This is a genomic window from Shewanella corallii, assembly GCF_023349125.1.
GTDB classification, from domain to species: Bacteria; Pseudomonadota; Gammaproteobacteria; order Enterobacterales; family Shewanellaceae; genus Shewanella; species Shewanella corallii.
The window spans coordinates 300,592-318,959 of record NZ_JAKIKT010000006.1 but is presented as its reverse complement, the minus strand read 5'-3'; the positions used below and the strand labels follow the sequence as shown (position 1 = coordinate 318,959).

The 18,368-nt window shown below is 51.1% G+C and carries 19 protein-coding genes; 12 read left to right on the top strand and 7 right to left on the bottom strand.

The window, feature by feature from the left end; translation table 11 throughout:
* Positions 1–67 precede the first annotated feature (67 nt).
* The 7 genes from L2725_RS16220 to L2725_RS16190 all read left to right on the top strand — a co-directional run bounded on the left by L2725_RS16220 (position 68) and on the right by L2725_RS16190 (position 7,148).
* Positions 68–997 carry a calcium/sodium antiporter gene (locus L2725_RS16220; RefSeq protein WP_249249913.1) on the top strand — a complete coding sequence of 310 codons (930 nt, stop codon included), beginning with the start codon at positions 68–70 and terminating at the stop codon, positions 995–997.
* A gap of 162 nt (positions 998–1,159) precedes the next feature.
* A complete protein-coding gene (locus L2725_RS16215) occupies positions 1,160–1,825 on the top strand; it encodes a tetratricopeptide repeat protein (RefSeq protein WP_249249883.1) in 666 nt (221 codons plus the stop codon).
* A gap of 76 nt (positions 1,826–1,901) precedes the next feature.
* Positions 1,902–2,981 (top strand): sensor histidine kinase, encoded by a 1,080-nt coding sequence (locus tag L2725_RS16210; RefSeq protein WP_249249882.1) that lies wholly within the window; start codon positions 1,902–1,904, stop codon positions 2,979–2,981.
* Complete coding sequence (locus tag L2725_RS16205) at positions 2,978–3,568, top strand: response regulator transcription factor (protein ID WP_249249880.1); 591 nt, start codon at positions 2,978–2,980, stop codon at positions 3,566–3,568. Before L2725_RS16210 ends, L2725_RS16205 begins: the two co-directional genes overlap by 4 nt.
* 66 nt (positions 3,569–3,634) lie before the next feature.
* Positions 3,635–5,710 (top strand): ATP-dependent DNA helicase RecG, encoded by a 2,076-nt coding sequence (gene recG / locus L2725_RS16200; RefSeq protein WP_249249879.1) that lies wholly within the window; start codon positions 3,635–3,637, stop codon positions 5,708–5,710.
* Between the two features lie 114 nt (positions 5,711–5,824).
* Entirely contained in the window at positions 5,825–6,697 is an 873-nt protein-coding gene (locus tag L2725_RS16195; RefSeq protein ID WP_249249878.1) for a DUF3014 domain-containing protein, read from the top strand.
* Between the two features lie 136 nt (positions 6,698–6,833).
* The gene (locus L2725_RS16190; RefSeq protein ID WP_249249877.1) at positions 6,834–7,148 is read left to right on the top strand and encodes a rhodanese-like domain-containing protein; all 315 of its coding nucleotides are present in this window, start codon (positions 6,834–6,836) and stop codon (positions 7,146–7,148) included.
* Between the two features lie 177 nt (positions 7,149–7,325).
* Here L2725_RS16190 and L2725_RS16185 read toward each other — a convergent pair whose 3' ends face one another.
* From L2725_RS16185 to L2725_RS16165, 5 genes are all read right to left on the bottom strand, one after another.
* Positions 7,326–7,487, bottom strand: coding sequence for a hypothetical protein (locus tag L2725_RS16185; RefSeq protein WP_249249875.1), 162 nt, complete (start codon positions 7,485–7,487; stop codon positions 7,326–7,328).
* Positions 7,488–7,605: 118 nt separating this feature from the next.
* Complete coding sequence (locus L2725_RS16180) at positions 7,606–8,049, bottom strand: YiiD C-terminal domain-containing protein (protein ID WP_249249874.1); 444 nt, start codon at positions 8,047–8,049, stop codon at positions 7,606–7,608.
* A gap of 15 nt (positions 8,050–8,064) precedes the next feature.
* Positions 8,065–8,502: a D-aminoacyl-tRNA deacylase gene (gene dtd / locus L2725_RS16175; protein ID WP_249249872.1), complete on the bottom strand. Its 438-nt coding sequence runs from the start codon at positions 8,500–8,502 to the stop codon at positions 8,065–8,067.
* Positions 8,503–8,558: 56 nt separating this feature from the next.
* Complete coding sequence (locus L2725_RS16170) at positions 8,559–9,476, bottom strand: alpha/beta fold hydrolase (protein WP_249249870.1); 918 nt, start codon at positions 9,474–9,476, stop codon at positions 8,559–8,561.
* A complete protein-coding gene (locus tag L2725_RS16165; protein ID WP_346429394.1) occupies positions 9,466–10,350 on the bottom strand; it encodes a virulence factor BrkB family protein in 885 nt (294 codons plus the stop codon). The genes L2725_RS16170 and L2725_RS16165 overlap by 11 nt, the downstream gene beginning before the upstream one ends.
* An 89-nt stretch (positions 10,351–10,439) precedes the next feature.
* On the opposite strand from L2725_RS16165, the gene L2725_RS16160 reads away from it, so the two are divergent.
* The 3 genes from L2725_RS16160 to L2725_RS16150 all read left to right on the top strand — a co-directional run bounded on the left by L2725_RS16160 (position 10,440) and on the right by L2725_RS16150 (position 12,744).
* On the top strand, positions 10,440–10,664 hold the full coding sequence (locus tag L2725_RS16160) for a hypothetical protein (RefSeq protein WP_115136364.1): 225 nt from the start codon (positions 10,440–10,442) through the stop codon (positions 10,662–10,664).
* 4 nt (positions 10,665–10,668) lie between these two features.
* Positions 10,669–11,319, top strand: coding sequence for a DUF2959 domain-containing protein (locus tag L2725_RS16155; RefSeq protein ID WP_249249869.1), 651 nt, complete (start codon positions 10,669–10,671; stop codon positions 11,317–11,319).
* Positions 11,320–11,526: 207 nt separating this feature from the next.
* Positions 11,527–12,744: a 4Fe-4S binding protein gene (locus tag L2725_RS16150; protein WP_249249868.1), complete on the top strand. Its 1,218-nt coding sequence runs from the start codon at positions 11,527–11,529 to the stop codon at positions 12,742–12,744.
* Positions 12,745–12,823: 79 nt separating this feature from the next.
* On the opposite strand, the gene typA is transcribed toward L2725_RS16150, so the two are convergent.
* Complete coding sequence (gene typA / locus L2725_RS16145) at positions 12,824–14,635, bottom strand: translational GTPase TypA (RefSeq protein ID WP_248936996.1); 1,812 nt, start codon at positions 14,633–14,635, stop codon at positions 12,824–12,826.
* 564 nt (positions 14,636–15,199) lie between these two features.
* Between typA and glnA the strand changes: the two genes are divergently transcribed.
* Positions 15,200–16,609, top strand: a complete 1,410-nt coding sequence (gene glnA, locus L2725_RS16140; RefSeq protein ID WP_248936995.1) for a glutamate--ammonia ligase — start codon at positions 15,200–15,202, stop codon at positions 16,607–16,609.
* Between the two features lie 72 nt (positions 16,610–16,681).
* On the opposite strand, the gene L2725_RS16135 is transcribed toward glnA, so the two are convergent.
* Complete coding sequence (locus L2725_RS16135; RefSeq protein WP_249249867.1) at positions 16,682–17,488, bottom strand: hypothetical protein; 807 nt, start codon at positions 17,486–17,488, stop codon at positions 16,682–16,684.
* 452 nt (positions 17,489–17,940) lie between these two features.
* Here L2725_RS16135 and L2725_RS16130 point away from each other — a divergent pair, with 452 nt between their 5' ends.
* Entirely contained in the window at positions 17,941–18,231 is a 291-nt protein-coding gene (locus tag L2725_RS16130; protein ID WP_249249866.1) for a hypothetical protein, read from the top strand.
* Positions 18,232–18,368 lie beyond the last annotated feature (137 nt).

Here is an 18,368-nt window from a genome sequence, read left to right as displayed (position 1 = left end):
AGCAGCCCCGACCAAGTGTCGGGGCTGCTGTCTTATACCCAATCCAATTGAGTGAACCCCAATCATGATGATGACAATACTTGCGATAGTCGGCGGATTTTTGATCCTGACGTTCGGTGCTGAAGCTCTGGTTCGTGGAGCCAGCGCTGTGGCTCTGCGTCTGGGCATTGCCCCCCTGGTTATCGGTCTGACCATAGTCGCTTTCGGCACCAGTGCCCCTGAACTGGCAGTAAGCCTTAAGTCTGCCCTGGCGGGCAATTCTGGCATTGCCCTGGGTAATGTCATTGGCTCCAACATTGCTAACATTGGCCTTATCCTGGCGCTGACTGCGCTTATCCGACCAATCAAGGTTCAGTCACAAATGGTCAAACGCGACATCCCTCTGATGATCGCAGCCAGCGTGCTGTTCTGGTTTATGCTGTTTGACGGCGAACTGAGCTTTGTTGACGGTCTGATTTTGGTGATTGCCCTCATCAGCTACCTGGTATTCAGCTATATCAGTTCCAAAAACAGCGATGAAGAGATCGATGTAGATACCACACCTCAAAATCCCCTGCTTTCGACCGTGCTCATTGTTGTGGGCATCTGCATGTTGGTCGGCGGTGGCATCCTGTTTGTTGATGGTGCGGTTGATTTGGCCAAGGCCTTCGGCGTCAGTGAAGTGGTTATCGGCCTGACGATTGTGGCTATCGGTACCAGTATGCCTGAGCTGGTCACCTCAGTGGTCGCTGCACTCAAAGGTGAGAGTGATATCGCTATCGGCAACGTAGTTGGCTCTAACCTGTTCAACATTCTCGCCATTCTGGGGATTACCAGCCTGATCCAACCCGTGTCTTCAGCCGGATTGCAAAGCTTTGACTTTGCAGTCATGTTGGCACTGGCTGTGGTACTCCTGCCATTTGCCTGGACTGGCCTGCGCATCGGCCGTCGTGAGGGTGGCGTTTTACTGGCGGCCTACCTTGCCTATATCAGCTACCTTGTTATCAATGCAGCTTAAGCTGTGAAGTGATATCAGACGGGCGCCACTGCGCCCGTCTCCATTTCTATACCTGCTACAAAGGTGACATTTGTCATCTGCTATTCATGACCTTTGTCCCTGCTCTTTCTTGCGAGCAATTCAGATACTGTCCCTGTCAATTCAAATAGCAAGGAGAGTTCCATGAAATCACTGACACTTATCACAGCAATCAGCCTGTTCAGCCCAATGAGTTTCGCAACCACTATTGAGTCTATTGATTCAGCAGCCAACCAGATGGATGTACCGGCACTGGAACAACTGAGCCAGCAAGCTTCAGGCTACACCAAGGCCTACGCGGATTATCGACTGGCCATCAGCGCCAACCTGAAAGCAGATTCAGATAAAGCCAATGCAGCCCTGGAGCAGGCAGTAGATATATTGAAGCCTGCTGAAGATGCTGAATCCAAGGCTCTTTTAGCGGCTGTATACGGCATGCAAATCGGCATGAATCCGCTCAAAGGCATGACTCTTGGACCCAAAGCCGGTTCAACATTGGATGATGCCGCAGACATCGAACCGGGCAATCCAAGAGTATTGCTGGTCAGGGCGATCAGCGCCTATAACACTCCGGCCATTTTTGGAGGCGGCCCTGGCAATGCCATTGAATTCAGCAATCAGGCGATCGCATCTTATCAACAGCCTTGCACCGACATCTGCTGGGGGCATGCAGAAGCCTATACCTGGCGAGGTCTGGCTAAGCAGCAACTCGGCGATCAACAGGGAGCACTCGATGATTGGCAGCAAGCGTTGGAAACCAACCCTGACTATGGCTGGGCAAAATTTCTGCTGACTCAGGCTGCGAGATAGTAGTATGGAAAGTAGGCGGGGTGAAAATCCCCGCTTTTTTGCAATAGCAAGCTGGCACGACAACAGGAAAATCGAGATGACAAATTCAGATCCCCTGCTAAAACTTGAATATCGTCTTGGCTGGGTCTACCTGGTCAATCTGGTGTTCTACTTTATTCCCTTGTTCACCAATGATTATCCCTTGTGGCAGATTGTTGTTGTGCTGATGGCAGTACCGCCTTTTCTTTGGTGCTATTTTCACGCCTATCGCACGGTTCAATATCAGGCCTGGAAACCCATTGTCGGTATCGTAATAATTGCCAGCCTGATGATGCCGCTGAACTCTGGCTCATTGTCAATGTATGTATTCGCCGGTTTCTTTATCGGCTTCTTTTACACACGCACCATCTGGTTTTTCTCAATAATCAGCATCTGCGTGTTAATGGCCGCGCTGGCACAGCTTAGCGGCTACCCCGTGTTTTACTTTATGACCTGGGGAGTGGGTCTGGTAACCGCTATCAGCCTGTTTGGCATGGCAGAACAGAAACGTCAGCGAGCCCGCTTTGCCCTTAGGCAGAGTGAACAGGAGATATCTATGCTGGCAACTATGGTGGAACGGGAAAGGATCGCCCGGGATCTTCACGATCTTATGGGCCACAACCTGTCTTCCATCGCGTTGAAGGCTGAACTGGCCCAACGCCTGCTGGATGCCAGCAAACAGGATGACTGCCGTCAGCAGCTGGTCGAGCTGCAACAGATCTCCAGAGAAAGCTTGACGCAAATCCGCCAAACTGTGGCAGATTACAAGCACAAAGGACTGACCCACCACCTGGCAGATTTGGCCCAGACGCTGAGAGACAAAGGATTACAGGTCATCATCGAAGGAGAGCTACCACAATTAGCCCCTCAGGCCGAAAAAGAGCTGATTATGGTGCTGACCGAACTGACCAATAATATTTTGCGCCACAGTCACGCCAGCAGGTGTACTTTTGAGTTCTCATTTGATGGCACTAATTGGTTGATCCAGGTGTTAGACAATGGACGCTGTGAGCAGATAAAGGAAGGTAATGGTCTGGCTGGTATTCGTGAACGCCTCAGCTCACTTGGTGGCAAGCTAAACTATCAACTACAACAGGGATGTCAGTTTATGGTGCAGATACCGGGAGAGCCAGGATGAAGATATTGTTGGCAGAAGATCAAGCTATGGTCAGGGGGGCTCTGTGCGCCCTGCTGTCGTTATCCGGGGAATATGAAATTGACCAGGCTGAGGATGGTTCCCAGGCTAAAGCCATGCTCGAAGCCAGTGACTATCAACTATTGCTGACAGATATCGAGATGCCGGGTCTGACAGGGATTGAACTGGCGGAACAGCTGAAAGGCAGCAACATAAAAGTTATTGTCCTGACGACCTTTGGCCGCGCTGGCTATATCAAACGTGCTTTGGAAGCCGGCGTTTCGGGCTTTCTGTTAAAAGACGCTCCTTCTGATGAGCTGATCAAAGCGATCAATCAGGTGATGGCAGGACGTAAAGTAATAGACCCTGAGCTCGCATTACTGGCTGTGGGAGAGCAGGATCCGCTATCCGATAAGGAACGCAGAGCGCTCAGGCTCGCCGGAGAAGGCAAAACCACTGCGGAGATTGCCGCGACTCTGTTTATCGCCGAAGGCACCGCCAGAAACTATCTGTCTGAAGCCATTAGCAAGTTAAGCGCAGTCAATCGCATTGACGCAGCCCGTATCGCCCGTCAAAAAGGATGGTTATAGCTCATTGCCTTGGCGCGCGTCTCTGATAGTATATGTATAAATTCACAGTAATTGAGTGCTAACGCCTTGCAGCGGCTGGATCTTATCCCTATCACAGAACTCAAAGGTGTCGCTGCCAAAATGGCCGAGCGATTGGCCAAACTCGGTATCACCTCTGTTCAGGATGTGCTGTTTCACCTGCCGATGCGCTACGAAGACCGCACTCGAATTTACCCCATCGCAGAGCTGATGCCGGGCTCCTACGCCACGGTCGAAGCTGAAATTCTGTCCACTCAAATTATCAATGGCCGCAAGCGCATGCTCACCTGTAATGTGCGTGATAGCTCGGGCCCAATGACACTCAGGTTTTTCAATTTCTCCATGGCGCAACGCAATGGCATGCAAAACGGCATGACCATCAGAGCCTATGGTGAAATCCGGGCCGGTAAACACCAGCTTGAGATTATCCACCCCGAGTACAAGTTAATTCAGGTGGGCGACGCACCGGCCTTGAACGACACCCTGACTCCGGTTTACCCCACTACAGAAGGCATTAAGCAGGCTGGCTGGATAAAACTGACAGATCAGGCTCTGGCAATGCTGACCGAAGATAACCTTCAGGAGCTATTGCCGCCCGCACTGCAACCCGGTGGCATTTCCCTGGCCGATGCTGTCCGTCTGCTTCACAGACCTCCAGTCAGCATTTCGCAGTTTGACCTTGAACAGGGACAACACCCGGCTCAGCAACGCCTGGTGCAAGAGGAGTTGCTGGCTCACAACCTGTCCATGCTTAAACTCAGACAGCGCAGCAATCAGGACAAAGCAGTACCACTGCGGGCAACCGGACAACTGCTAAATCCCTTCCTGGCAGAGCTGCCGTTTAAGCCGACCAATGCCCAGCAAAGGGTAGTGAAAGATATTACCGCTGACATTGAGAAGCCTCATCCCATGATGCGCCTGGTACAAGGTGATGTAGGTTCAGGTAAAACCCTGGTCGCAGCCATGGCTGCCTTGCAGGCGATAGAAAGTGGCTATCAGGTCGCCATGATGGCGCCCACTGAGTTGCTGGCAGAACAGCACGCCGCCAACTTCAACAGCTGGTTTCAACCACTGGGCATCAAAGTAGGTTGGTTAGCCGGAAAGCTAAAAGGCAAAGCACGTACCCAGGCTCAGGAAGAGATCGCCTCCGGCGAAGCTGCCATGGTGGTCGGCACACACGCAATTTTTCAGGAGCAGGTTAGTTTCAATAAACTGGCTCTGATCATTATCGATGAGCAGCACAGATTCGGTGTTCATCAACGTCTTGGCCTGAGGGAAAAAGGCGCCAGTCAGGGGTTCCAGCCTCATCAGCTAATCATGACGGCAACCCCCATCCCCAGAACCCTGGCAATGACAGCCTATGCAGACCTCGATACCTCAGTGATCGACGAATTGCCTCCCGGTAGAACTCCGGTGACAACTGTCGCTATCTCAGATGTACGCCGTCAGGAGGTGATAGAAAGAGTCCGTCAGGCAGCCCTGAACGATAACCGTCAGGCCTACTGGGTATGTACCCTGATTGAAGAGTCTGAGGTGCTGGAATGCCAGGCGGCAGAGGATACCGCCGAAGAGCTGAAGCTGACACTGCCGGAACTCAAGGTTGGACTTGTCCACGGCCGTATGAAAGCCGCTGAAAAGCAGTCTGTCATGGATGAATTTAAATCCGGAAAATTGAACCTTTTGGTCGCTACCACTGTCATTGAAGTGGGGGTTGATGTTCCCAATGCCAGTTTGATGATTATCGAAAATCCGGAACGTCTGGGTCTGGCGCAACTACATCAGCTCAGAGGGCGGGTAGGTCGAGGCGCGGTAGCCAGTCACTGTGTATTATTATACAAACCCCCGCTGTCCCAAACGGCCACCAAACGACTGGGAGTCTTGCGACAGAGTAATGATGGCTTTGTGATTGCCCAGCAAGATTTGGAGATTCGCGGTCCGGGCGAAGTACTGGGAACCAAGCAGACAGGAATCGCCGATATGAAGATCGCTGATTTGGTTCGGGATCAATCGCTGATTCCACATGTCCAGAAGCTGGCACGGCATGTGATGGAGCAGGCTCCCGACAATGTCGATGCCATTATTTACCGCTGGCTGGGGGACAGAGAACAGTTTGTACAAGCCTGATCCGACTCATATTCACGGGCAGCTATTTTTGGCACAATGAAACATCGCAGTTTGCGTGTTGTCAGTTTAATTTAGGTATTGGCGACTCGCCGGTACGACAGCTAAGGAAGTAACATGCAAGTCAATGAAGAAGACAGATTGGTGTCTCAGGAAAAGTCTTCTGGCACCAATGGTATTGCTATCGCCGCTATTATTCTTGTGCTCATCGCCTCAGGCGGCGCCTATTTCTATTTCAGTAAAGACTCTACTCCGGAACCTGCACTGCCGACGGAGCAGCTTGTATTGCCTGAGCCATCCCCGGCGGAGCCGTTGCCGGTGACTGAACCTGTCGTTGAACCTGAGCCAGAGCCGGTTGTTGAAACGCCATCACAACCCACAGTGGTTCCAGAGCCTGAGATCGACCCGCTGCCAACCCTGAATGACAGTGATACTTATATTCAGGAAAAAACTGTGAAACTGGCAGATGGCATGGATATCAGCCGACTGCTGGTTACCCAGGACATGGCGCGCCAGTTTGTAGTGTTTGTGGACAACCTGGCCCAGGGGGAGCTGGCCCGTAAAGTCAGTCCATTGAAAGGCCCGACGCAAACATTCACTGTTACTGATATCACGGACAAAACCTACCTGAATCCGGATAGCTACCACAGGTATGATGTCTATGCAGATTTCCTGTCCAGTCTGAATGAAGAGCAACTGGCGACAACCTATGACAAGCTCTTGCCTTTGCTGGATGAAGCCTTCGCGGAACTGGGTTATCAGGACCTGTCATTCAACGAAAGAGTGGAAGAGGCGATCGACGAAATGCTGGCGGCACCCGTGATAGAAGACCCGATTGAACTGAGCACCATCAGTGTGAACTATCAGTTTGTTGATCCTGAGCTGGAGGCTCTGCCTGCGGCCCAAAAATTGATGATCCGCATGGGACCCGATAACAGCCGTAAGGTTAAGGCCGTGCTGAAAAAGCTGAAGCAGCAATTGGCTGAGTAACAGTCAGTAATTTGAGTAAAGGGGAGCACAAGCTCCCCTTTTTCGTTGCCGACTTGCACGCCCAAAGTCATTAGAATAATCTAATGAATGATAATTACAGATCCACACAGGGATCTCGCACACGAAGGAGCGTACTATGCAAACCATGCCAGCCGTTGAAGTCGAATTGGCCTCCAAGGCTCAATGCAGAGAATGGGTCTGTCAGAAATGTCAGATTCTGGATGTCAGGGGTGAAGCGGAATTCGCCGCAGACCATTACCCCGGGGCACTCAATATCCCCCTGGACAGGCTGGCAGACTGGGCCCGGCAACAGAACTGTAAGGCACCTTTGGTACTCTACTGTGGCAAAGGTATTCGCGCCCAAATGGGAATCAACCAGCTTAGGGATCTGGGCTTTACTCAGCTGGCTAATGGAGGCTCCCTTGCACAGCTAAAGGAAACCCTGGGCTGACACCCCAAGAAAAAACGCCGCCCGGCTTTCCGGACGGCGTGTAGAGCCAAAGTTCAAAATTAATATAACACTAACTATGAACAGGGTTGATGATGGTTTTTACGGCTCTGAAACAGGTTTGGCTGCTGACCCAGTATCAACACCCCATGAGTGCTTCCAGTTCAATAGCAGCCTGTTTCATGCCTGCCCTGGCCAGTTCACCACCCACATAAATACTTTGGCGTAACCGCATCCACTGCAGTTACGCCTGCCAATGCCAATACTCACACCATTGGCAGCTCTTATTCCATCGAATGGCGTCTCCAGTACTGGCAGCACTGAAGTGAGCGCAGGTTCCATCTGTAACAGAGTACAGAAACGGTTAAAGAAAGCTTTGGAATAGTCTTGGAATTCAGATATCTGCTATAGAGCAAACAATCCGCGAGAATGTTAACAGAAACATCTGCGCAACAACAAGCTAGCCGCAGGGAATACTGAAGAAGGTACCCTCAAATATCGCGCATTCACGACCATCGCTCCACAGCGTTACCCTCAGGGTCTGCTTGAGTTTAGTGCCAAGCGCAAGACAGTCAGGCTCAATATCTGAATAGGTCACACAGGCGACAGGCTCTTTGGTTACAGGCGCCAGATAGCGTATATCTGCTGTACCAAGCACAATATCTCCCTGGACACCGGCAAGCTCCTGCGCCAACCAGACAGCTCCCCATCCAGTCAAGGTGCAGAGGGTATAGATACTGCCTGCAAACATGGTCTGGTGCAGATTAAGATTGGGCGGCAAGGCTGCAGCTACCTTTAGCTCCCCATCATCAGCCGACAGGGGAACAATTTCCATAAATCGGCTGACAGGAATCGTGTTGTGCCAGGTTTGCTGAAGTCGCTGAAGCAAAGGTTGAACATCCATATTCTTCACCCGCAGTCAGACCTGAAGATTGAACGTCACGGGTCCGTCGTTCAGCAGCTCGACCTTCATATCAGCGGCAAAACGTCCGGTTTCAGTGCGCATGCCCTGAGCACGGCAGTACTCAACAAATGCCAGGTAAAGCTCTTTGGCCTTATCCGGCGTACCGGCACCGGAAAAACTTGGACGCAGCCCCCGGCTGGTATCTGCTGCAAGCGTAAATTGAGATACCACCAATAAGCTGCCACCGGCCTGATTGACATTCAGGTTCATCTTGCCGTTCTCGTCACTGAACACCCTGTACTTCATCACCTTGTCAGCAAGCCTCTGCATTTTTTCAAGGTCATCCTGCTGCTCCACACCAAGCAGAACCAACAAGCCCTTATCTATGGCTCCGGTAATTTCGCTGTCCACAGTTACACTGGCGCGGGACACCCGCTGAATTAAGGCGATCACTTAAATTTCCTGAACAAAGAGAAAGGCAAATCATACTGATCTGTCAGGCTACAAGTCTACTCTTGATAGAGGGTCGCCACCGCACGGTGCACAGCTCTGAACATGCGCGGGTCAGCCAAAGAGTGATGTGCTGCCGGTACCACTTCCAGACTGAGACAATCCGGCCCGGGCTCCAATGCCCGCCGCAACATGGTTGTTGGGCTAACCCAGTCATTTTCGCCCTGTAATATCCAACACGGCACCTTGAGTTCAGCCAACATCTGCTGCCATCGCTCAGCACCATCAAAATAATCATTCATGGCATAGTGCAACTGAATAGCCGCCATCGCCTGGGCTCTGCCGGTAGACTCCCAGTGCCCCCGACTACCCGGCATCGCCAATTCAGACTCCCAGCCAATCCAGCGTCGCAATGCTGCATCCCGTATAGATTCGTCGGCGCTTTGTAATTCTGCTGAAAAGTTGACAAGCAGCTCCCTTAATCTCGGCTGCAACCTGTCAGAAAATCTGTGGTAAGCATCAGGAAATAACAGTGCTGCACCTGACTCACCATAAAGCCAATTGACTCCGGCGGCCGATGGGATAAACAGCCCCCAAAAAAGGCCTTTTTCCACGCGCTCAGGATAAAGGGCAGCATACAAGAGTCCGAGTGTCGCCCCAAATGAGCCACCGGCCAGATGCCAGGAATCAAAGCCAAAATGGTGTCTGACAGCTTCAATGTCCTGTAATAGATGGGAAAAGTCATTATTGTCCGTCGACGCCCAAGGCTTTGACAAACCAGCACCACGCTGATCCATCATAATCACCTGCCACTTTTGTTCTCCCCATACGGCAAGATCTCCGGGAAGACAGCCGGTACCCGGGCCGCCGTGCAAACATAAAACCGGCTTGCCCTCTGGATGGCCATACCTGGCCAAATGCAATGAGTGGCCATCACTGACCGGTAACCACTCCTTGCTGAAAAGCTTATTTTGCATCCTGCTGAGACGGCTCCCTGCTCTGGCTCAATTGATGTTCAAATTCCGGTATTGCAGCGGTAATAACAGCTCCCAACAACACCACTATCCATGATAGATACACCCACACAAACAAAATAGGGATAGTTGCCAGAGCCCCATAGATAGCCTCATAACTTGGGAATTGCGTCAGATATAAGGCAAAGCCACGCTTGGTCAATTCAAACAACAGAGCCGCAATAATTGCGCCCAGCAAGGCATGCCAGAACCTGACCTGGATGTTGGGCACTACGGTATAGAGCAACATAAACGCCGCAATAGAGAACAACAAAGGCAAACGCTCCACCACCAAAGATACCAGCCCTGACAGATTGGCGTCATGGAATATCTGCAGTGATACCACATACGAAGTCGCCACCAGGCTGGCCCCCATCAACACTGGCCCCAGAGTAAGCACCATCCAGTACATGGAGAAAGACACCACCATGCGGCGCTTCTCCCTGACCCGCCAGATCTTGTTCAAAGCCTGATCAATGGCTGATATCAACATGATGGCAACCACCATCAAGGCCGCAATACCCACAGCGGTGCCCTTTGAGGCGTTGCCGACAAACTGGTTGATATACTGCTGAACCGTGTCGCCGGCCGCAGGCAGGAAGTTATTGTAGACAAAGCCCTCAATTTCACTGCGTATCCCTTTAAATACAGGAAAAGCAGACAGCATGGACATGGTAACGGCGACCATAGGGACCAGAGACAACAGAGTGACATAGGCCAGATGGCCCGCTCTGATATTAATTTGATCCTCGGCCAGACGCTTTTTCAGATGCAAAATAAACTGCCAGCAGGTCATGGCCACACCTTTGAGGTAATGGATATCTATCTTGTTTTTCACGACTTTGTCTTGATTCGTTAGCTTCAGGGGGGATATCTTCGTACCATACAACCCACAACAGCTTGTTTACAAGTGTGAGGACACTATCCATGTCACAACAAGGATCTGCCGGTAACGTCATTGCGGCAATCGCCAGCTTTTTTATCCCAGGCCTGGGACAGTTGGTTCAGGGAAGAATTCTACCTGCACTGCTATTCTGTGCATTCGCCTTTGGCGGTTACGCGCTGTGGTGGCTGATATTGCCTGCCATTATTGGCGGTATCGCCCACCTGTGGAGCATTATCGATGCCGCCCGTTATAAACCTCAGGACTGAAACAATGAAAAAACCAGTGTCAATGATGTTTTTGTCAGCAGCCCTGCTGATTTCTGGGTGCCAAAGCGCCTACTACAGCGCCATGGAGAAAGTGGGTTACCACAAGCGTGACATCATGGTTGACCGCGTCGAAGCCGCCAAGGAATCCCAGGAGGAAGCCAAGGAGCAATTCAACTCGGCGTTGGAGGAGATGCAGGCTCTGCTTAACCATGATGGAGGCGATCTGCAGACCGCCTATGAGAAGGCCACAGATGAGTATGAATCTGCCCGGGCTGCCGCAGATGATGTCACCAGCCGTATCAACAAAGTCGAAGACGTAGCTGAAGCCCTGTTTGATGAGTGGCAGGACGAAATTGGCCAAATCAGCAAGGCCAGCCTGCGCCGTGCCAGCGAAGGGAAACTCAGGGATACCCGTCGCAACTACGAACAGCTTGTCCGAACAATGCGCCGTTCAGAAGCACGCATGGAACCTGTACTGACCGCCATGAAGGACAATATGCTGTACCTCAAGCACAACCTGAATGCTCAGGCCATTGGCGCAATTAAAGGTGAATTCGCCAGCCTGCAGACAGATATTTCAGGGCTGATAAAAGAGATGAATCGCTCAATCGACGAGTCCAATAAGTTTATCTCCACTTTGGACTCTGGCTCCTGACAAATCACAGCGGGGCCAACCTGGATGGCCCTGCTGCTGTTAAACTCAAATCTGTGCCGCAAAAATAACCACTACCTGTACTTTGATCTAATTTCACGCAGAATTCCTTTCCAAAACAAGATCCTCGCCACAAATCCCCCAATGGGAAAAAACCTTCAGCGGTTTTCAGCGTCACAATGGCATTATCCGCTTTTCATCTGTTCTGCCATGACTCTGATAGAATCTTTTACCCTGATGCTGGCGCTGGTTTATATCGCCAGTCAGTTGTTCTGGGGAGGCCATCAATACGGCGCTTTAGTCGCCACAAGCACTCTGGTTGCTGCCGTTGCGGTATCCATGAGTCCGATGCTTTTGCTTGGCCTGCTGCTGGCTTCCCTGAGCCTGATGGCACTTAAGTTTGCCAAGCCTGAACTGTTCGTCAGTGAAATTCGCATCAACCCCCTCAGGTATTGGTTACAGCACCTACTGGCACTGTCAATATTGCTGACTGCCATTCACTACACTGTTTACCATCTGCTACTGGCGCACTACGGTGACACTGGCGTCATGCTGAGGCCAAATGTGCTGGATGCATTCCTGCCGATTGCCGGTGGCATAGAACTCAGGGCTATCACTCAATTTGGTTACTTCGATATCCAGCACCCTGCCGCAGTGGTGATGCTGGCCGCAGTACTCCTGACCGGCCTGCTGTGCAAGCGCGCATTTTGCGGTTGGGCCTGCCCTCTGGGATTGGCTGGCGAGTATTTGTACAAACTCAGAACCCGTTTGATCCCCGGCGAATACAACCCTCCGGCATGGCTGGACTGGCCTTTGAGAATGATCAAATACCTGCTGCTGGCCTTTTTGCTGTACGTGGTTATCGGTATGCCGGCACAAATGCTGCCCCATTATCTGGGCGGGGAGTATCACAAAGTCGCTGACCTTAAAATGGCCACTTTCTTCACTTCTCCCGGCACAATTACCCTGATCTGTTTCGCCGTGATTCTGCTGTTGGCAGCCTGGCGCAAGCAGGCCTTCTGTCGTTATTTGTGCCCCTATGGTGCTGCGCTGGGTTTACTGAGTCTGGCCAGCCCATTGAAGATCCGCCGCAACCCGCAAGAGTGTGTCAAGGTAGCCAAGGGCACCCCCTGCAGCAAGTGTACCCGTGCCTGCCCTGCTGGAATCAAAGTCGATGAGTTAACCACGGTACACAGTGATGAGTGCCAGGCATGTCTGCGCTGTGTAGCGGCATGCCCTCGTAAAGAAGCGCTGGCGCTGGGCCTGGCCAATGGCAAAAGACTGTCCCACAGAGGCCTGGCCATTACCCTGTTGATCATACTCTTTGCCCTGCCCATGCTGGCATACCTGCTGGGTTACTGGGAGAGCCAGACTCCGGAGGCCATGCGCCTGTATCTGATGCAGCACCTGGACAAGATAGGTATCTGACAGACATAAAAAAACCCGCTGCATCAGCGGGTTTTTTATTGGCAGCTCAATCACTGCCAGACACTATCTTCCGGGAAGATTAAGCGCGAGAAGCACGCTTACGGTCGTTTTCAGTCAGGTGACGCTTACGAACACGGATGCTCTTAGGCGTTACTTCTACCAGTTCGTCATCATCGATGAACTCCAGAGCCTGCTCCAGAGTCATAAGAATTGGTGGAGTCAGCACCTGAGCTTCGTCGGTACCGGAAGCACGCATGTTGGTCAGCTGCTTACCTTTCAGACAGTTTACAGTCAGGTCGTTTGAACGGCTGTGGATACCGATTACCTGACCTTCGTATACTTCAGTCGCGTGACCAATCATCAGACGACCACGATCCTGCAGACCGTACAGTGCGAAGGTCAGTGCCTTACCGGTTGCGTTGGAGATCAGTACACCGTTGGTACGCTGACCAATGTCACCGCCCTTGAATGGACCGTAGTGGTCGAAGCTGTGATACATCAGACCGGTACCGGAAGTCGCAGTCATGAACTCAGTCTGGAAACCGATCAAGCCACGGCTAGGGATGATGAAGTCGATACGTACACGACCTTTACCATCCAGCTGCATATCTTTCATGTCAGCCTTACGGGTACCCAGACGCTCAATCACACCACCCTGGTGCTCTTCTTCAACGTCAACAGTCAGCGTTTCGTATGGCTCGCACTTCTCGCCATCGATATCCTTGATGATGACTTCTGGACGGGATACGGCCAGCTCATAACCTTCACGACGCATGTTTTCGATCAGGATAGACAGGTGCAGTTCACCACGACCGGATACACGGAAACGATCAGGGCTTTCTGTTTCTTCAACGCGCAGTGCTACGTTGTGAACCAGTTCCTGCTCCAGACGCTCCAGAATATTACGTGAAGTCACGTACTTACCTTCTTTACCAGCGAACGGAGAAGTGTTCACCTGGAAGGTCATGGTCATGGTTGGCTCATCAACAGTCAGTGGAGGCAGAGCTTCTACAGCACCAACAGCACAGATGGTGTCAGAGATCTTCAGCTCACCCAGACCGGTAATAGCCACGATGTCACCGGCTTGCGCCATATCAACTTCGTGACGATCCAGACCCATGTAGCCCAGTACCTGGCCAACTTTACCGTTACGGGTCTTGCCGTCAGCACCAACAACAGTCACCTGCTGGTTGGTCTTCACGCTACCACGCTTGATACGGCCAACACCGATAACACCCACGTAAGAGTTGTAGTCCAGCTGAGAGATCTGCATCTGGAAACCGCCATCAGCGTCAGCATCTGGTGGAGATACCTGATCAACGATGGTCTGGAACAGTGGAGTCATATCTTCACTTTGCTCATCTGGATCCAGAGAAGCAAAACCGTTCAGAGCAGAAGCGTAAACGATTGGGAAGTCCAGCTGCTCATCGGTAGCACCCAGGTTGTCGAACAGATCGAATACCTGATCAATTACCCAGTCAGGACGTGCGCCTGGACGATCGATTTTGTTGATAACAACAATAGGCTTCAGACCCTGGGCAAATGCCTTCTGGGTTACGAAGCGAGTCTGTGGCATTGGACCGTCCTGGGCATCAACCAGCAGCAGTACAGAGTCAACCATAGACAGAACGCGCTCTACTTCACCACCGAAGTCAGCGTGTCCAGGAGTATCTACGATGTTGATACGGTAGTCGTTCCACTTGATGGCGGTGTTTTTGGCCAGAATCGTGATACCACGTTCTTTTTCCAGATCGTTGGAGTCCATCACCCGCTCAGTCGCTTCGCCACGGGTTGCCAGGGTACCTGACTGAGCCAGCAGCTTGTCAACCAGGGTAGTCTTACCATGGTCAACGTGCGCGATAATCGCGATGTTTCTTAATTTTTCCAGCACGGATAAACCTCTATACCATCATTAAATTGGAATTTGCCTAGGACACGCCCTATGCGCATCAGGACAAAAGAGCTTGCGGATGCCGCCACAATTGGGCCACAACCGTACGTAAAAAGTGGGCTATTCTACTCCACCAGCGCATTGTCGCACAGGATTATTTTTTGCACATTTCAATTGTGCATTTATTAACCGACTTTCATTCTTGTTGCCAGACACAGAGCACCAGCCCACAAAGACTGATTCGAGCGAACAGATAATGCCGACCTAAACCCGCTTGGTTTGCACTGCTTACACGCTGACTTAACGTAACCGCACCAGATTGGTTCAGCCTGGATTAAATGCACCACAAAGATCCACAGCATGCACTATACTGGTGCAATATAGAGACTTATTGGTGCATCACAAATCACATAAAACTTTAATATCAATGAGTTATACTTTTGGCACAAGTCTGGCAATATGGTTGGCAAGATTGAGATAAGCCAGCATAGATAAGCTGGTGCCCTACACAGCATACTAATTTGATTTGAAGGTACCCTACCTTTATTCCAGCGGAGGCTTAGCATGTCATACGAAGCAGTTTTACAACAACTGGCTGAAAACGAAGTAAAATTTGTAGACCTACGTTTTACCGATACCAAAGGTAAAGAGCAGCACGTTTCTATCCCTACCCATCAGGTAGACGCTGACTTCTTTGAAGAAGGTAAAATGTTTGACGGCTCCTCCATCCAGGGTTGGAAAGGCATCAACGAATCAGACATGGTGCTGATGCCAGACCCAAGCACTTTCCTGCTGGACCCATTTACTGAAGAAACCACTGCGCTGATCCGTTGTGACATCCTTGAGCCAGGCACTATGCAGGGCTACAACCGCGACCCTCGCTCTATCGCCAAGGCTGCTGAAGAGTTTATGCGCAGTACCGGCATTGCAGACACTGTACTGATCGGTCCTGAGCCAGAGTTCTTCCTGTTTGACGACGTACGTTTCGGTACCGATATGAGCGGTACTTTCGTGAAGATTGATGCCCGTGAAGCCGCATGGAACTCAGGCACCTCTTATGAAGATGGCAACACAGGTCACCGTCCTATGGTTAAAGGCGGTTACTTCCCGGTTGCTCCGGTTGATTCTTCTCAGGATCTGCGCTCTGCCATGTGTCTGGTACTGGAAGAGATGGGACAGGTTGTTGAAGCTCATCACCACGAAGTAGCCACTGCCGGTCAGAACGAAATCGCGACTCGCTTTAACACTCTGACCAAGAAGGCTGATGAAATTCAGATCCTGAAGTACGTGGTGCATAACATGGCACACGCTTACGGTAAGACAGCCACCTTTATGCCTAAGCCAATCGTTGGCGACAACGGCAGCGGTATGCACGTTCACCAGTCTCTGGCCAAAGATGGCGTTAACCTGTTTGCCGGTGACAAGTACGGCGGCCTGTCTGAAACTGCTCTGTACTACATTGGCGGTATCATCAAGCACGCCCGTGCCCTGAACGCTTTCACCAACCCAAGCACCAACTCTTACAAGCGTCTGGTACCGCACTTCGAAGCACCTGTTATGCTGGCTTACTCTGCCCGTAACCGCAGCGCTTCAATCCGTATCCCGGTTGTACCAAGCGCCAAGGCTCGTCGTATCGAGACTCGCTTCCCAGACCCAACTGCAAACCCATACTTGGGCTTTGCGGCTCTGCTGATGGCTGGTCTGGACGGTATTCAGAACAAGATCCATCCGGGCGAAGCTATGGACAAGGATCTGTATGACCTGCCAGCAGAAGAAGCAGCTGAGATCCCAACTGTTGCTGAATCTCTGGAAGTGGCACTGGCTGCACTGGATGCAGACCGTGAGTTCCTGACCAAGGGTGGCGTATTCAGCGATGACTTCATCGATTCTTACATCGCCCTGAAGACTGCTGAAGCCGAGCGTGTGAGCCGTACTACTCACCCACTGGAATTCGAAATGTACTACAGCCTGTAATTCCCGGCTGCAGTGATACACAAAACCCCGCCTTGGCGGGGTTTTTCATTTGTATACTTGAGCCAACCAACGTCAGCTGCCACGACGGGCTTTGGAGTACAGCTTATCCGGTGCCACAGAATCTCCATGCAGCTCAACAGATCTGTTTAGATCTGTCACCTGCACCTTAATAGGATCGCCCTTGCGTGAGAAGGTCAGCTCCAGAGTACTTTTGGAACCAAAGTTCTCCAGCTGCAATCTGAGGTCATCCCGGTTAAATACCCGAATACCCGCCACATGAGTCAGCACATCGCCATACTCCAGCCCCTGAGATTTAAGCTCTGAGCTTTTAGCTCCGGCAAAGTAAAGCATATTGGGCAAGCCAGCGGCGTGCAGGCCAGAAAGATACTCCTGCTCATTCAGGGTCTCTTTGGCTTCCTGCCACAGCTCTCTTCTGGCTTCACTCAACTGACGCCCCATGGCCCAACCTTCACTCAACGCTTGCTTTTGCAGAGCGACATCGGCCTGCTGAATCCGTGAGATAAAGGCATCCGGTGCCACTCTGGATACAGGTTCTTCAATTTGTACGTCAGAATGAGTCGGACTTTGCCTGACTTGCATACCAGCCGCATTTGTATCGGCCCTTTGCCTGCCCGGCAGTTGCCTGTAGGTTTCCATATGTCCGGCAATATCTCCCTTGAGCCCGGCTTTGACCATCTTCATCAAGAGCTCATTCTCAAGTTGCTGCATCGCCACTTCATTTCTCAGCCGCTTAAGCTCATCAGTATCCGCAGCCATATCTACGGGCTGAGGAACAACCTCATCACTCCCCATCATCCAGGCCGCACCATAACCAATGGCCACTCCGGCCAGACCGCTGAGAATTACCTGTCGAACCATACTTCAAGCCCCTTTTCCCTGGCTTACTGGTTCATTCAAATTAGCAGCTTTCCCGGTATGACAAAAGCCAGAAAGCACGCAAGGCTTTGTTTTTATTATTCATAATATTCTAACATTGCGATTTTGGAATGGTTTGGGCCTCCGGGCAGAGTCCATTCGAAACAGAACCGGAGTAACAGGTAGCAAGCCCCTCATCACAGGCGTTCCCGCGGATTACGGCAAGTTAAAGCCCTCCTTACTTAATTAGCTTTAAGCAATATTATCAATAACTTAAATGCAATCAAGATACATTTTATTACATCTTTGGCAAACGCCTTTCCTGCCTGAATATCAACCGATTGGGCAAGCGAAATTTGCTGCGCAAAACAAAAAACACCTTGAACAGCAACATTCTGTTTACGTAGACTTTAAGTGTGACGCAGATCACGACTACAAACCAACAGGAGTTTTGTATGTACAAGAAATTACTTAATAAATCAGCATTAGCCAGCCTTGCCCTTCTGTCTTCAGGTGCTGTCATGGCCCAGGGCGCTGACACTGTGATTTGCAATGATTGTAATGCCAGCAAGATCGATCAGCTCATCAGCCAACAAGCAGACCAGCATGTTTATGTTGTTGACTTCGTTAACGCCACAGCCAAGAAATTTGAAGATGGTAAGTCAGTAAAGCTGTCGGTTTCCGAGCTGAACTCACTGAACCACAAATTTGATTACCGCAAAACGACTCTCCGCGCGGTAAATTAAGTCAGAATACGGAGAGAAAGCCGCCTTGCTCCCGCACTTTCTCTCCTGCTGCCTTACTTTTCTCTTCTGCATTTAACCTTTCAACCTTTTCCCCACTGGTAATCAGTTCTCGTCCCTGCGATGTTTAAACCCTGGAT

Coding starts and splice junctions, on each gene's coding strand:
- L2725_RS16135 (WP_249249867.1), bottom strand. CDS start 17,488: ATGGTTCGACAGGTAATTCTCAGCGGTCTGGCCGGAGTGGCCATTGGT.
- L2725_RS16195 (WP_249249878.1), top strand. CDS start 5,825: ATGCAAGTCAATGAAGAAGACAGATTGGTGTCTCAGGAAAAGTCTTCT.
- L2725_RS16155 (WP_249249869.1), top strand. CDS start 10,669: ATGAAAAAACCAGTGTCAATGATGTTTTTGTCAGCAGCCCTGCTGATT.
- L2725_RS16130 (WP_249249866.1), top strand. CDS start 17,941: ATGTACAAGAAATTACTTAATAAATCAGCATTAGCCAGCCTTGCCCTT.
- L2725_RS16190 (WP_249249877.1), top strand. CDS start 6,834: ATGCAAACCATGCCAGCCGTTGAAGTCGAATTGGCCTCCAAGGCTCAA.
- L2725_RS16160 (WP_115136364.1), top strand. CDS start 10,440: ATGTCACAACAAGGATCTGCCGGTAACGTCATTGCGGCAATCGCCAGC.
- L2725_RS16215 (WP_249249883.1), top strand. CDS start 1,160: ATGAAATCACTGACACTTATCACAGCAATCAGCCTGTTCAGCCCAATG.
- L2725_RS16220 (WP_249249913.1), top strand. CDS start 68: ATGATGACAATACTTGCGATAGTCGGCGGATTTTTGATCCTGACGTTC.
- L2725_RS16170 (WP_249249870.1), bottom strand. CDS start 9,476: ATGCAAAATAAGCTTTTCAGCAAGGAGTGGTTACCGGTCAGTGATGGC.
- L2725_RS16185 (WP_249249875.1), bottom strand. CDS start 7,487: ATGGAACCTGCGCTCACTTCAGTGCTGCCAGTACTGGAGACGCCATTC.
- L2725_RS16150 (WP_249249868.1), top strand. CDS start 11,527: ATGACTCTGATAGAATCTTTTACCCTGATGCTGGCGCTGGTTTATATC.
- glnA (WP_248936995.1), top strand. CDS start 15,200: ATGTCATACGAAGCAGTTTTACAACAACTGGCTGAAAACGAAGTAAAA.
- L2725_RS16180 (WP_249249874.1), bottom strand. CDS start 8,049: ATGGATGTTCAACCTTTGCTTCAGCGACTTCAGCAAACCTGGCACAAC.
- L2725_RS16210 (WP_249249882.1), top strand. CDS start 1,902: ATGACAAATTCAGATCCCCTGCTAAAACTTGAATATCGTCTTGGCTGG.
- L2725_RS16205 (WP_249249880.1), top strand. CDS start 2,978: ATGAAGATATTGTTGGCAGAAGATCAAGCTATGGTCAGGGGGGCTCTG.